The organism is Aeromonas sp. 96A, from assembly GCF_051919165.1.
Classification (GTDB): domain Bacteria; phylum Pseudomonadota; class Gammaproteobacteria; order Enterobacterales; family Aeromonadaceae; genus Aeromonas; species Aeromonas veronii.
On the sequence record NZ_JBQBFE010000001.1, the window covers coordinates 2,527,501 to 2,542,921 of the forward strand.

A 15,421-nucleotide genomic window follows, 5' to 3' on the forward strand; every position below is an offset into this window, starting at 1 on the left:
CACCTACGGTACGGCCACCTTCACGGATAGCGAAACGCAGGCCGTCGTCCATTGCGATCGGAGCAATCAGGGTAACAACCATTTTGATGTTGTCGCCCGGCATTACCATCTCTACGCCTTCCGGCAGTTCGATGGTACCGGTCACGTCGGTAGTACGGAAGTAGAACTGCGGACGGTAGCCTTTGAAGAACGGGGTATGACGACCACCTTCTTCTTTGGACAGTACGTACACTTCAGATTCGAACTTGGTGTGCGGCTTGATAGAACCCGGCTTGGCCAGTACCTGACCACGCTCTACGTCTTCACGCTTAACACCACGCAGCAGCGCGCCGATGTTCTCACCTGCACGACCTTCGTCCAGCAGCTTGCGGAACATTTCAACACCGGTACAGGTGGTAGAAACGGTATCTTTGATACCAACGATTTCTACGGTCTCACCTACTTTAACGATACCGCGCTCTACACGACCGGTAACTACGGTACCACGGCCAGCGATAGAGAATACGTCTTCGATAGGCATCAGGAACGGCTGGTCAATCGCGCGCTCCGGCTCCGGGATGTAGGTATCCAGGTGGCCAGCCAGCTCGATGATCTTCTCTTCCCACTGAGCGTCGCCTTCCAACGCTTTCAGTGCGGAACCACGAACTACCGGCAGGTCATCACCCGGGAAGTCGTACTCGGTCAGCAGTTCACGAACTTCCATTTCAACCAGTTCGAGCAGCTCTTCGTCATCAACCATGTCACACTTGTTCATGAACACGATCATGTACGGGATACCAACCTGACGACCCAGCAGGATGTGCTCACGAGTCTGCGGCATCGGGCCGTCAGTCGCTGCTACTACCAGGATCGCGCCGTCCATCTGGGCAGCACCGGTGATCATGTTTTTAACGTAGTCGGCGTGACCCGGGCAATCTACGTGGGCGTAGTGACGGGTAGCGGTGTCGTATTCTACGTGGGAGGTGTTGATGGTGATACCACGCTCACGCTCTTCCGGTGCCTTGTCGATCTGGTCGAAGGCGAAAGCTTTACCACCGAAGTGCTTGGCCAGCACGTTGGTGATAGCTGCAGTCAGGGTGGTTTTACCGTGGTCAACGTGGCCGATGGTGCCGACGTTTACGTGCGGTTTATTACGCTCAAATTTTTCTTTAGACACGACGTAGTCCTTCTAGGTTAAACCCGCCTACCGTCGTAGGCGGGGAATCTTAAATTACTTGGATTTGCGCTCTTCGATCACGGCTTGTGCAACGTTGGTCGGTGCATCGTGATACTTGGCGAATTCCATGGCGTAGGAAGCACGACCCTGGGTAGCGGAACGCAGTGCAGTTGCATAACCGAACATTTCGGCCAGCGGCACCAGAGCACGTACGATCTTGCCGGACGGGCCATCTTCCATACCTTCGATCAGGCCACGACGACGGTTCAGGTCACCGATAACGTCGCCCATGTAATCTTCCGGAGTTTCAACTTCTACTTTCATGATCGGTTCGAGCAGAACCGGGTTGGCTTTCATGAAGCCAGCCTTAAAGGCCATGGAAGCAGCGATTTTGAACGCCAGTTCGGAAGAGTCAACATCGTGGTAAGAACCGAAGTGCAGACGCACACCCAGATCCATAACCGGGTAACCAGCCAGCGGACCAGATTTGAGCTGCTCACGGATACCTTTATCAACACCCGGGATGAATTCACCAGGAATGACACCACCTTTGATGTCGTTGACGAATTCGTAGGCTTTGCCTTCTTCCAGCGGGTACATGTCGATAACAACATGACCGTACTGACCGCGACCACCAGACTGCTTGGCATGCTTGCCTTCGATGTCTTTAACGGTGGTACGGATGGTTTCACGGTAGGCAACCTGCGGCTTACCTACGTTGGCTTCAACCTTGAACTCGCGACGCATACGGTCAACGATGATGTCCAGGTGCAGCTCACCCATACCAGCGATGATGGTTTGACCTGACTCTTCGTCAGTCCATACGCGGAAGGACGGATCTTCCTGAGCCAGACGGCCCAGAGCCAGACCCATCTTCTCCTGGTCAGCCTTGGTTTTCGGCTCAACCGCGATAGAAATTACCGGCTCCGGGAATTCCATACGCTCGAGGATGATCGGTGCGTTCGGGTCACACAGGGTGTCACCAGTGGTCACGTCTTTCAGACCGATGGCAGCAGCGATGTCACCAGCGCGTACTTCTTTGATCTCTTCACGCTTGTTGGCATGCATCTGAACGATACGGCCAAAACGCTCGCGCTTGTCCTTGACGGAGTTCAGCACGGTGTCACCGGAGTTGATCACGCCAGAGTAGACACGGAAGAAGGTCAGGTTACCAACGAACGGGTCGGTAGCGATCTTGAACGCCAGAGCAGAGAACGGCTCGTCATCAGAAGCGTGACGCTCGTCTTTGGTCTCGCCGTCCATTTTCAGGCCGTCGATAGCAGCAACGTCGGTCGGAGCCGGCAGGTACTCGATCACGGCATCCAGCATGGCCTGTACGCCCTTGTTCTTGAACGCGGAGCCACAGGTTACCAGGATGATTTCGTTGTTCAGCACGCGCTGACGCAGAGCACCCTTGATCTCTTCCTCGGTCAGCTCTTCGCCGCCCAGGTATTTTTCCATCAGGTCTTCAGACGCTTCAGCAGCGGCTTCAACCAGATTCATGCGCATTTCTTGCGCCTGTTCCAGCAACTCGGCCGGGACGTCTTCGTAATCGAAGGATACGCCCTGATCAGCTTCATTCCAGTTGATGGCTTTCATCTTGACCAGGTCAACAACGCCCTTGAAGTTCTCTTCAGAGCCGATGTTCAGCTGAAGGGGAACCGGAGTACCTTTCAGACGGGTCTTGATGTGCTCAACGCAGCGCAGGAAGTTGGCGCCAGTACGGTCCATCTTGTTGACGAACGCGATACGGGGAACCTTGTACTTGTTAGCCTGACGCCATACGGTTTCAGACTGTGGCTGTACGCCACCTACGGCACAGTACACCATCACGGCACCGTCCAGAACACGCATTGAACGCTCTACTTCGATAGTAAAGTCAACGTGGCCCGGGGTATCGATGATGTTGATACGGTGCGGTTGGAACTGTTTACCCATACCGGACCAGAAAGCGGTGGTCGCGGCGGAGGTGATGGTGATACCACGCTCTTGTTCCTGTTCCATCCAGTCCATGGTGGCAGCGCCATCGTGAACTTCACCGATCTTGTGACTTACACCGGTGTAAAACAGTACACGCTCGGTAGTAGTAGTCTTACCGGCGTCAATGTGAGCGGAGATACCGATGTTACGATAACGCTCAATGGGGGTTGTACGAGCCATTGTCATCCTCTTACTAAGGCGCTTGTCCCTAGATAATTAAAGGTGCGCAGAGTCAAAAGACCCTGCGCAAGCGGATTACCAGCGGAAGTGAGCGAAGGCTTTGTTCGCTTCAGCCATACGGTGAACGTCTTCACGTTTCTTGACAGACGAACCCTTATTGTCAGCGGCATCCAGCAGCTCGCCAGCCAGACGCTGAGCCATTGATTTTTCACCACGTTTACGAGCGGCATCAACCAACCAGCGCATTGCCAGGGCATTGCGACGTACCGGACGAACTTCTACCGGCACCTGATAGGTTGCACCACCGACGCGACGAGATTTAACCTCGACCGCCGGACGAATGTTATCCAGAGCTTCTTCGAATACGGCCAGGTGCTCTTTGCCAGATTTGGTGGCAATGATGTCCAGGGCGCCATAAACAATGGCTTCTGCAACAGATTTCTTACCGTCAACCATTACTACGTTGACAAATTTAGCCAGCAGCTCTGATCCGAACTTGGGATCTGGCAGGATTTTACGCTGACCAACAACACGACGTCTTGGCATTTCAAATTCTCCGTAACTTCAGGGATTACCCAAAACTAGAAAGCTATCTAACTAGAAACGAATTAACGTTTGGCCTTACTTAACGGAGAACCATTAAGCTTTAGGACGCTTCACGCCATACTTGGAGCGAGCCTGCTTACGGTCTTTAACACCGGCACAGTCCAACGCACCACGAACGGTGTGATAACGAACACCTGGCAAGTCTTTTACACGACCGCCACGGATCAGAACAACAGAGTGCTCTTGCAGGTTGTGACCTTCACCACCGATGTAGGAGGTGACTTCGAAGCCGTTGGTCAGACGTACACGGCACACTTTACGCAGTGCAGAGTTAGGCTTCTTCGGGGTGGTGGTATATACACGAGTGCATACGCCACGCTTCTGAGGGCACGCTTCCAGCGCCGGCACGTTGCTTTTCACAACGAGCTTGATGCGTGGCTTGCGAACCAACTGGTTAATAGTTGCCATCAAAAGGCTCCTGATAATGACTTCATAAACGTGTGGAAAATCCTCCCCGCAGACACGGGGACGCGAAATTTTATGCCCTGTTGTCTGGGGAGTCAAGATTTATACAATTTGCGTCACAAAAGGGCAATTCGGATCCGTTTGATTTCACGACATCACCTTGAATTTTCTTGGAAATGTGCTTCTCAGCCACCCCAGGTGCGCGGGGAACCTTTTTGCGCAATCAGTGCCACCAGCCCCGCCATATCGAGCACATTGCCCACCCGATGCTGCAAACCGCGAGCTTGCAGATCTTCCTGCATCACATAAAGCGGGATACCCGCCAGCCGCGCGCTCCACTGGGGAGCCGATGCCGCAATTACGGCATCCTGCATCAGTACCAGCTCATCCTCGGGCTGAAGGTATGAGAGCGCCTCTGCCAGAGCCTGACTCTGAAAGGGGGAGTTCAATATCAGATGCAACATGGAGACCTCAAAAGCTGATGTGAGTCGAACATTGTGCCCAGCGCCGAGCCAGTTCCTGGCGCGGCAGACTCTCGACGGGGATCAGCAGATCATCCACTGTCACGCCACGCTCTGCCAGCGAGTCAGCACAAACATAGACCTCTTCGATGTCGTAGAGTTCCAGCATCTTGAAGGTGGGCGCGTAGTGGCGCTGCAAAATGGCGGCAGGCTGCTGTTCCTTGAGCAGTTGCAACACACCGTCCCCAATCAGGAAGAGGGCCAGCTCATCGGTCATGGCCGAGGTGGCCAGCAAGGCATCCAGTCCTTCCCGGCCGGCGGCATGGCCATGGGGACCACGACTGCAGATAAAGGCGATTTTCTTGCTCATGACTCCCCCTAGAACTGAACCAGCCGATCGGCGGTGAGCGCCGCCTCGGCCAACTGGCCCAGACCGCTCAGGCAAAATGGCGCTTGCAGATTGAAGTGCGCCTGCCCTGCCCCCTTGGCTTCCTGTTCATCGAGCACACCGCGCCGCATGGCGGCGGCGACACAGACGTCGATACCGATCCCCTGCTCTTCCGCCAGCTCTCGCCACAGACGCACCAAGTCAGTCTCATCGGATGCAGGCAGATGCAAACCGTTGCCGTTGCAGACCCCGTCCTGATAGAAGAACAGGTGGGACAAGGTATGCCCCTGTGCCAACAGGGTGCGGGCAAAACGATAGGCGGTGCTGGCCGATTGGGTGCCATAGGCAGGCCCCGTGACCAGGATGGCAAAACTCAGACTCATAGCAGGGCTCCTGTGCTGACCCGGTCCATTTTACGCCAAAAACAAAAAAGCCCCTGCCAGGAGGGGCTTGATTCAATCTGTTGATCAGAGATGGGCAATCGCCTCGACCTCGACCAGCACATCTTTCGGCAGACGAGCCACCTCCACGCAGGAGCGGGCTGGCGCCGCATCGCCAAAGTAGCGGGCATAGACCTGGTTGAAGGCAACGAAGTTGTTCATGTCGCTCAGGAAGCAGGTGGTTTTGACCACTTTGCTGGCATCGGCACCGGCAGCGTGCAACACGGCAACCAGGTTCTTCATCACCCGTTCGGCCTGCTCTTCAATGCCGCCAGCCACGATTTCCATGGTGGCAGGATCGAGCGGGATCTGCCCGGAGGTGAAGATCATCTCGCCAACCTTGGTAGCCTGAACATACGGACCAATCGCGGCAGGCGCCTTGTCGGTTGCAATCACTTCTTTAGCCATTCATCTATCCCCTTCTGGAATGAGTTACTCGTTCTCGTCTTCACCCTGCTTGCGCTGTCGGATGTAAAGATAAACGGTATGTTTTGAAATATTGAGTTTGTCCGCCACCAGATTGATCGAATCCTTGATGTCGAAAATGCCCTTCTCGAACAGCTGGGTCACGATGAAGCGATTCTTGGCATTGTTGGCCACGGTGGGATCGCGGTTGATCTCGTCGATGGTGTTATCCACCGTCTGGGCAACCAACTCTTCCACGCTATTGGCGAAGGTCTCTGGTGACTGACGCGCCGCCTGCTGGGGCGTCGGGAAAAATTCGGCCACGAACTCGTGGAAAGGCGCATTGATGTGCAGGTTGATGCAGATAAGCCCCACTACTTGCCGCTCGCTGTTGCGAATGGCGATGGTGCTCGACTTCATCAGCGCGCCGGTACGGCTGCGAGCGAAATAGCTCTGGGTGTAATCCTGGCCGGTGCTCTCGATATCCTTGAGCATGCGCAGGGCGAGATCGGTGATGGGCGCCCCGAGGGTGCGTCCGGTATTGAAGCCGTTGGCGATCTTGATCACCGACTCGTGCAGATTTTCCAGGGAGTGGAGTACCACTTCACAATGCTTGCCGAACAGCTCGGCCAAACCATCGATGAGCCCATCGTATGAGCGCAACAATTCCCTGTCTTCATCTGTAAAAGTGCGGCTGATCAGCTGTTCTTCGGGAAGCATGGCTTCCTCGATACCGACAGTCATGTTCTACCCCTGTAATAACCATTCAACTTTCCCGAGTTTTAAATTGCAGGGGAGTAAAGTCAACTTTTTTTGATTTTTTACTCTACAACTTTGCTCTGGATCATCCTGAAACCCGCGCTGCGTCTACCTTTGCCGAGGAATTGGCCAACAAAAAGGGCTCCTTGAAGGAGCCCTTTTCAATCACGGATGACGAGTTACTCTTCGTCGAAGCTACCGGCTGCGTTCAGCAGATCCGCCAGGTTCTGCTCCGCTTCATCAGCGGTCACCTGCGGGGTACCAACAGCACGAGCTGCGGCAGCACGCTGGTTGATCCGGCTATGGTGGTAGGCAAAGCCGGTACCAGCCGGGATCAGACGACCCACGATGACGTTCTCTTTCAGACCACGCAGTTCATCACGCTTGCCACCTACGGCGGCTTCGGTCAGAACGCGAGTGGTTTCCTGGAAGGAAGCCGCGGAGATGAAGGACTCGGTGCTCAGAGATGCCTTGGTAATACCCATCAGTACATGACGGTAGGTAGCAGGGGTCTTGCCCTCGGCAACCAGCTTACGGTTGGCAATCTTCACACGAGCCACTTCAACCTGTTCGCCTTCGATCAGATCGGTATCGCCAGCGCTCAGGATCTCGCACTTGCGCAGCATCTGACGAACGATGACTTCGATGTGCTTGTCGTTGATCTTAACGCCTTGCAGACGGTAAACGTCCTGCACTTCGTTGGCGATGTAGTTGGCGACCGGGCTGATACCGCGCAGACGCAGGATGTCGTGAGCAGACTCAGGACCGTCCGCCAGCACTTCACCCTTCTCAACTTTTTCACCTTCGAACACGTTCAGGTTACGCCACTTCGGAATCATCTCTTCGTAGACGTTGCCACCATCGGTCGGGGTGATGACCAGACGGCGTTTGCCCTTGGTCTCTTTCCCGAAGGAGATGGTACCGGAGATCTCGGCCAGAATTGCCGGTTCCTTCGGTTGACGTGCTTCGAACAGATCCGCAACGCGCGGCAGACCACCGGTGATGTCCTTGGTACCGCCGGACTCTTGCGGGATACGCGCTACCGCGTCACCCACGCCCACGTTGGCACCATCTTCCAGGTTCACGATCGCCTTGCCCGGCAGGAAGTACTGGGCGGCTACATCGGTACCCGGGATCATCACGTCTTTGCCGTTCAGGTCGACCAGTTTAACGGTCGGACGCATCTCTTTACCGGCGCTCGGACGCTCGTTGACGTCCAGAACAACGATAGAAGAGAGACCGGTCAGCTCGTCGGTCTGACGAGTGATGGTCACACCATCGATCATGTGTTCGAACTGCAGGCGACCTGCCACTTCGGTGATGATCGGGTGGGTGTGCGGATCCCAGTTGGCAACGGTCTCGCCAGCGCTCACGGCCTGGCCGTCCTTCACTTCCAGCACGGAACCGTAAGGCAGCTTGTGGCTTTCCTTGGTACGGCCCATGTCGTCCATGATGGTCAATTCGGTAGAACGTGAGGTGATAACCAGTTTGTCATCGCTGTTGTGAACGAACTTGGCGTTCTGCAGCTTGATGGTACCGGTGTTCTTGACCTGGATGCTGCTTTCAGCAGCGGCACGAGATGCAGCACCACCGATGTGGAAAGTACGCATCGTCAGCTGGGTACCCGGTTCACCGATGGACTGGGCGGCGATAACACCGACAGCCTCACCCTTGTTAACCAGGTGACCACGGGCCAGATCACGGCCGTAGCAGTGAGCACAGTTACCGAAGTCAGTTTCACAGGTGATGGCAGAACGTACCTTCACACGGTCAACGGAGTTGCGTTCCAGCAGGTCACACAGCTGCTCGTCGAGCAGGGTGTTGCGAGCAACCAGGATCTCGTCCTCGGTACCCGGCTTGATGACATCTTCTGCCACCACACGACCCAGCACGCGCTCACGCAGCGGCTCGACCACGTCGCCACCCTCGATCAGCGGAGTCATCCACAGACCGTCGGTAGTGCCGCAATCGTCCTCGGTGATCACCATATCTTGCGCCACGTCTACCAGACGACGAGTCAGGTAACCGGAGTTCGCAGTCTTCAGTGCGGTATCCGCCAGACCCTTACGAGCACCGTGGGTAGAGATAAAGTACTGCAGTACGTTCAGACCTTCGCGGAAGTTCGCGATGATCGGGGTCTCGATGATGGAGCCATCCGGCTTGGCCATCAGGCCACGCATACCGGCCAGCTGACGGATCTGGGCGGCGGAACCACGCGCACCAGAGTCGGCCATCATAAAGATGCTGTTGAACGAGGCCTGCTCTTCTTCTTCACCCAGCGAGTTGACGTTACGCTCTTTGGACAAGTTCTCCATCATGGCCTTGGAGACGCGCTCGTTGGCGCTGGCCCAGATATCGATAACCTTGTTGTAACGCTCGCCCGCAGTTACCAAACCTGACAGGAACTGGTCCTGGATCTCGGCAACTTCGGCTTCGGCTGCTGCGATGATGTCTTTCTTGGCATCCGGGATGACCATGTCATCGATACCAACGGAAGCACCGGACAGGGCCGCGTAGTGGAAACCGGTATACATCAGCTGGTCAGCGAAGATAACGGTGTCCTTCAGGCCCTGCTTGCGATAGCAGGTGTTCAGCAGACGGGAGATGAGCTTTTTGCCCAGCGCCTTGTTGGATACGCACTTGATCCAGTTCTGCGGATTGGCATCCAGATCAGCCTGTTCTGCAGCAGTCAGCACCTTCGGCTCGTCGATCAGGGCGTATTCCATACCTTTCGGCAGGATCAGGCTCAGGATCGCACGACCAACGGTGGTGTTCTTCATCTCGGTGTGTTCACGCAGAGAACCGTCTTCCTGACGCAGGTATTCGGTAATGCGTACTTTCACACGAGCATGCAGATCGGCCAGACCGGCGCGATATACTTTCTCGGCTTCTTTCGGGCCGGCCAGCACCATACCTTCGCCTTTGGCGTTGATACGGGCACGGGTCATGTAGTACAGACCCAAGACCACGTCCTGAGAAGGAACGATGATCGGCTCACCGGAGGCAGGCGACAGGATGTTGTTGGTAGACATCATCAGCGCACGCGCTTCCAGCTGGGCTTCCAGGGTCAGCGGTACGTGGACCGCCATCTGGTCACCATCGAAGTCCGCGTTATACGCAGCACAAACCAGCGGGTGCAGCTGGATTGCCTTGCCTTCTACCAGAGTCGGTTCGAATGCCTGGATACCCAGACGGTGCAGAGTCGGTGCACGGTTCAGCAGAACCGGGTGTTCGCGGATCACTTCGTCCAGGATATCCCAAACGACAGCTTCCTCGCGCTCCACCATCTTCTTGGCGGCCTTGATAGTGGTCGCCAGACCGCGGGTTTCCAGCTTGCCATAGATGAACGGCTTGAACAGTTCCAGCGCCATCTTCTTCGGCAGACCGCACTGATGCAGACGCAGAGTCGGGCCTACGGTGATAACGGAACGACCGGAGTAGTCGACACGCTTACCGAGCAGGTTCTGACGGAAACGACCCTGTTTACCCTTGATCATGTCGGCCAGGGATTTCAGCGGGCGCTTGTTGGAACCGGTGATGGCACGACCGCGACGGCCGTTATCCAGCAGCGCATCGACGGACTCTTGCAGCATACGCTTTTCGTTGCGCACGATGATGTCCGGAGCAGCCAGATCCAGCAGACGCTTCAAGCGGTTGTTACGGTTGATCACGCGACGGTACAGATCGTTCAGATCGGAAGTCGCGAAACGGCCGCCGTCCAGCGGTACCAGCGGACGCAGGTCCGGCGGCAGCACAGGCAGCACTGTCATGATCATCCACTCCGGCTTGTTGCCGGACTGCAGGAAAGCTTCCATCAGCTTCAGACGCTTGGTGGTCTTCTTGCGCTTGGTCTCGGAGTTGGTTTGATCCAGCTCCTCACGCATGGTTTTGACTTCACCTTCCAGGTCGATAGCGCGCAGCAATGCCAGGATTGCTTCGGCACCCATCTTGGCGTCAAATTCGTCGCCCCACTCTTCCAGCGCATCCAGGTACTGCTCTTCAGAGAGCATCTGGCTGCGTTCGAGGTTGGTCATACCCGGCTCGATTACGACGAAAGATTCGAAGTAGAGCACGCGCTCGATGTCGCGCAGGGTCATGTCCAGCAGCAGACCGATACGGGACGGCAGGGACTTCAGGAACCAGATGTGGGCAGTCGGGCTGGCCAGCTCGATGTGGCCCATACGCTCACGACGGACCTTGGTCTGGGTCACTTCAACGCCGCACTTCTCACAGATCACACCACGGTGTTTCAGGCGCTTGTACTTGCCGCACAGACACTCGTAGTCCTTCACCGGTCCGAAGATGCGGGCGCAGAACAGACCATCACGCTCCGGCTTGAAAGTCCGGTAGTTGATGGTCTCAGGCTTTTTGACCTCACCGAATGACCAGGAGCGGATCATGTCAGGAGAGGCCAGACCGATCTTGATACTGTCAAACTCTTCGGTCTTGGTCTGAGCCTTCAAAAACTTGAGTAAGTCTTTCACGTGTTTCCCCTGTCAGGAGTCTAACCTCGGCGCCCCGGCTGCCAAAACAGCGGGGCGCCCACGTCAATTCTCGAACAATAAGAGCGAGCTCTTACTCTTCGTCCAGCTCGATGTTGATACCCAGAGAGCGGATTTCCTTCAGCAATACGTTGAAGGATTCGGGCATGCCCGGCTCCATACGGTGGTCGCCATCCACGATGTTCTTATACATCTTGGTACGGCCATTCACATCGTCAGACTTGACGGTCAGCATTTCCTGCAGGGTATATGCCGCACCGTAAGCCTCCAGGGCCCACACTTCCATCTCACCGAAACGCTGACCACCGAACTGAGCCTTACCACCCAGCGGCTGCTGGGTAACCAGGCTGTAAGAACCGGTAGAACGCGCGTGCATCTTGTCGTCGACCAAGTGGTTCAGCTTGAGCATGTACATGTAACCAACGGTTACTTTACGCTCGAAGCGGTTACCGGTACGGCCATCGAACAGATCAATCTGACCGGATTCCGGCAGATCGGCCAGCTTCAGCAGGGCTTTGATTTCGCGCTCTTTGGCACCATCAAAGACCGGAGTAGCAACCGGCAGACCCTTACGCAGGTTACCCACCAGGGTACGTACGTCGTCATCAGACAGTTCGGCGATGTTCACTTGCTGGGTGTCCTTCTCGCCCAGGTCATAGACCTGTTGCAGGAAGTTGCGCATCTCGTGCAGCTCGCGCTGCTCTTTGACCATGCGATCGATCTTCTCGCCGATACCCTTGGCCGCAAGGCCCAGGTGCACTTCGAGGATCTGACCGATGTTCATACGGGATGGTACGCCCAACGGGTTCAGTACGATGTCGACCGGACGGCCGAACTCGTCATGAGGCATATCCTCGACCGGACAGATCTTGGAGATAACACCCTTGTTACCGTGACGGCCCGCCATCTTGTCACCCGGCTGGATGCGACGCTTGACTGCCAGATAAACCTTGACGATTTTCAGTACGCCCGGCGCCAGATCATCACCCTGGATAATCTTGCGACGCTTGTTCTCGAATTTCTTGTCGAACTCGGCTTTCAGCTCAACGTGCTGTTCAGCGATCTGTTCCAGTTCGGTCTGCTTGCCTTCGTCTTCGATGGCCAGTTCAAACCACTTGGAGCGATCGAGCTTGTTCAGACGATCTTCGCTGTAACCGGCGGCCAGCAGCAGGTTGCGGGAGCGGCCGAAAATGCCGTCTTCCAGGATCTTGAACTCTTCGGTCAAGTCCTTCTTCGCTTCCTTCAGCTGCATCTCTTCGATTTCTTTGGCGCGCTTGTCTTTTTCCACGCCATCGCGGGTAAAGACTTGCACGTCAACCACGGTACCGTACACACCGTTCGGTACACGCAGGGAGGAGTCCTTCACGTCGGACGCCTTCTCACCGAAGATGGCGCGCAGCAGCTTCTCTTCCGGCGTCAGCTGGGTTTCACCTTTCGGGGTTACCTTACCGACCAGAATATCGCCGCCCTTCACTTCAGCACCCACGTAGACGATACCGGACTCGTCCAGCTTGGACAGAGCGGCTTCACCCACGTTCGGGATGTCAGCAGTGATCTCTTCCGGACCCAGCTTGGTGTCACGGGAGATACAGGCCAGTTCCTGGATATGGATGGTGGTCAGGCGATCTTCCTGAACAACACGCTCGTTCACCAGGATCGAGTCTTCGAAGTTGTAACCGTTCCACGGCATGAACGCTACGCGCATGTTCTGACCCAGCGCCAGTTCACCCAGGTCGGTGGACGGGCCGTCAGCCAGTACGTCGCCAGCCATGACCGGCTCACCCAACATCACGCAAGGACGCTGGTTGATACAGGTGTTCTGGTTGGAACGGGTGTATTTGGTCAGGTTGTAGATGTCGATACCGGCTTCGCCTGGCATCAGCTCATCTTCATTGACCTTCAGGACGATACGGGAGGCATCGACATAGTCGATTACGCCGCCACGCTTGGCCACTACGGTTACACCGGAGTCAACGGCCACAGCGCGTTCCATACCGGTACCTACCAGCGGCTTGTCAGCACGCAGAGTCGGTACAGCCTGACGTTGCATGTTTGAACCCATCAATGCGCGGTTCGCGTCATCGTGTTCCAGGAACGGGATCAGAGCGGCTGCCACAGATACGATCTGCTGCGGGCTCACGTCCATATACTGGATCTGGTCGGCGTTCATAAAGGTGGATTCACCTTTGTGACGGCACGGGATCAATTCATCTTTCAGACGGCCATCTTCGGTGGTCGCGGCGTTAGCCTGTGCGATCACGTACTTGCCTTCTTCAATAGCAGACAGGTAGTCCACTTCGTCGGTGATCACACCGTCAATGACCTTACGGTACGGGGTCTCGAGGAAACCGTACTCGTTGGTACGAGAGTACACGGACAGAGAGTTGATCAGACCGATGTTCGGACCTTCAGGAGTCTCGATAGGGCACAGACGACCGTAGTGAGTCGGGTGTACGTCTCGGACTTCAAAGCCGGCACGCTCACGAGTCAAACCGCCCGGGCCCAGCGCGGAAATACGACGCTTGTGGGTCACTTCGGAGAGCGGGTTGTTCTGGTCCATAAACTGGGACAGCTGGCTGGAACCAAAAAACTCTTTGACTGCGGCGGAGATCGGCTTGGCGTTGATCAGATCCTGCGGCATGAGGGTGTCCAGGTCGCCCAGGGAGAGACGCTCCTTGACCGCACGCTCGACACGCACCAGACCGACGCGGAACTGGTTTTCAGCCATTTCACCGACAGAACGGATACGACGGTTACCCAAGTGGTCGATATCGTCCACTTCGTCGTTACCGTTGCGGATGTCGATCAGGCGCTTCATCACATCGACGATGTCGTCTTTGGTCAGTACACCAGCGCCAGTCTCGTCTTCACGACCCAGACGGCGGTTGAACTTCATCCGACCTACGGTAGACAGGTCGTAACGCTCGGCGGAGAAGAACAGGTTTTCGAACAGCTGTTCTGCAGCTTCGCGAGTAGGCGGCTCGCCCGGACGCATCATGCGATAGATCTCGACCAGCGCTTCCAAACGGTTGGAGCTGGAGTCGACACGCAGGGTCTCGGACATGTAAGCACCGTGATCCAGTTCGTTGGTGAACAGAACCTCGAAATGCTTGAAGCCGGCTTGGGACAGGTTGGCGATCGCTTCCAGGCTCAGCGCCTGGTTGGCGGTCACGACCATCTCGCCAGTTTGCGGATGTGCGTAGTCCTTGGCAGCAACTTTGCCAACAACATACTCAACCGGTACCTCAATTTGGGTAACGGCGTCTTTTTCCAACTGACGGATGTGACGCGCAGTCACACGACGACCGGTCTCAACCACCACGGCGCCATTGGCCACGATGTCAAAGGTCGCAGTTTCACCACGCAGACGCTCCGGCACCAGATCCATCATCAACTTGCCATCTTTTACTTCAAAACCGATGGTCTCGAAGAAGGTGGCCAGGATTTGTTCGGAAGTGAAGTCCAGGGCGCGCAGAATAATGGATGCTGGCAGTTTGCGACGACGGTCGATACGGACAAACAGGTTGTCTTTCGCATCGAACTCGAAGTCCAGCCAGGAGCCACGGTAGGGGATAACGCGAGCGTTATACAGTACCTTACCGGATGAATGAGTTTTGCCTTTATCGTGGTCGAAGAAGACGCCCGGGCTGCGATGCAGCTGGGAGACGATAACCCGCTCGGTACCATTGATAACAAAGGTGCCGTTCTCGGTCATGAGCGGAATTTCGCCCATGTATACTTCTTGTTCCTTGATGTCTTTGACGGTGCCGGCAGCTGCTTCACGGTCGTACAGAACCATACGAAGCTTGACACGCAGCGGCGCGGAGTAGGTCACTCCACGGATCTGGCATTCTTTTACGTCAAATACCGGCTCACCCAGGCGATAGCTGACATACTGAAGCTCAGCACTACCGGAGTAACTGGTGATCGGGAAAACGCTACGGAAAGCGGCCTCTAGGCCATATTCACCTTCCGGGTCAGCCTCGATGAACTGCTTGAAGGAGTCCAGCTGAATGGACAACAGATAAGGCGTGTCCAGTACTTGGTCTCGCTTACCGAAGTCCTTACGAATGCGTTTTTTTTCGGTATAAGAGTAAACCATAGGGTTCCTCAGCTCGCTGATAAGTGACCCACTCTGT

The 15,421-nt window shown here is 55.8% G+C and carries 11 protein-coding genes (1 of these 11 cut by a window edge); all 11 read right to left on the bottom strand.

Annotated elements, in window-relative coordinates:
* Positions 1-1,156 carry the 5' portion of an elongation factor Tu gene (gene tuf, locus ACTG2W_RS11560; protein ID WP_005339879.1) on the bottom strand. 29 nt of this gene lie to the left of the window's left edge, so 1,156 of the gene's 1,185 nt are visible here — the first part of the coding sequence; the start codon lies at positions 1,154-1,156; its stop codon lies off the left edge, out of view.
* Between the two features lie 54 nt (positions 1,157-1,210).
* Complete coding sequence (fusA, locus tag ACTG2W_RS11565; RefSeq protein WP_021229318.1) at positions 1,211-3,316, bottom strand: elongation factor G; 2,106 nt, start codon at positions 3,314-3,316, stop codon at positions 1,211-1,213.
* Between the two features lie 75 nt (positions 3,317-3,391).
* Entirely contained in the window at positions 3,392-3,862 is a 471-nt protein-coding gene (gene rpsG / locus ACTG2W_RS11570; RefSeq protein ID WP_005339911.1) for a 30S ribosomal protein S7, read from the bottom strand.
* A gap of 93 nt (positions 3,863-3,955) precedes the next feature.
* Entirely contained in the window at positions 3,956-4,330 is a 375-nt protein-coding gene (gene rpsL / locus ACTG2W_RS11575; RefSeq protein ID WP_005306278.1) for a 30S ribosomal protein S12, read from the bottom strand.
* A gap of 182 nt (positions 4,331-4,512) precedes the next feature.
* Positions 4,513-4,791: a sulfurtransferase complex subunit TusB gene (tusB, locus tag ACTG2W_RS11580; RefSeq protein ID WP_005339909.1), complete on the bottom strand. Its 279-nt coding sequence runs from the start codon at positions 4,789-4,791 to the stop codon at positions 4,513-4,515.
* Positions 4,792-4,798: 7 nt separating this feature from the next.
* Complete coding sequence (gene tusC, locus ACTG2W_RS11585; RefSeq protein WP_005341830.1) at positions 4,799-5,158, bottom strand: sulfurtransferase complex subunit TusC; 360 nt, start codon at positions 5,156-5,158, stop codon at positions 4,799-4,801.
* A gap of 8 nt (positions 5,159-5,166) precedes the next feature.
* The gene (tusD, locus tag ACTG2W_RS11590) at positions 5,167-5,559 is read right to left on the bottom strand and encodes a sulfurtransferase complex subunit TusD (protein WP_106844609.1); all 393 of its coding nucleotides are present in this window, start codon (positions 5,557-5,559) and stop codon (positions 5,167-5,169) included.
* Between the two features lie 84 nt (positions 5,560-5,643).
* On the bottom strand, positions 5,644-6,024 hold the full coding sequence (locus ACTG2W_RS11595) for a RidA family protein (RefSeq protein WP_005339904.1): 381 nt from the start codon (positions 6,022-6,024) through the stop codon (positions 5,644-5,646).
* A 24-nt stretch (positions 6,025-6,048) separates the two neighbouring features.
* Positions 6,049-6,765 (bottom strand): helix-turn-helix transcriptional regulator, encoded by a 717-nt coding sequence (locus tag ACTG2W_RS11600; RefSeq protein WP_005339902.1) that lies wholly within the window; start codon positions 6,763-6,765, stop codon positions 6,049-6,051.
* 194 nt (positions 6,766-6,959) lie between these two features.
* Entirely contained in the window at positions 6,960-11,264 is a 4,305-nt protein-coding gene (gene rpoC, locus ACTG2W_RS11605; protein WP_005339899.1) for a DNA-directed RNA polymerase subunit beta', read from the bottom strand.
* Between the two features lie 91 nt (positions 11,265-11,355).
* The gene (rpoB, locus tag ACTG2W_RS11610) at positions 11,356-15,384 is read right to left on the bottom strand and encodes a DNA-directed RNA polymerase subunit beta (protein WP_005339897.1); all 4,029 of its coding nucleotides are present in this window, start codon (positions 15,382-15,384) and stop codon (positions 11,356-11,358) included.
* Between the last annotated feature and the right edge of the window lie 37 nt (positions 15,385-15,421).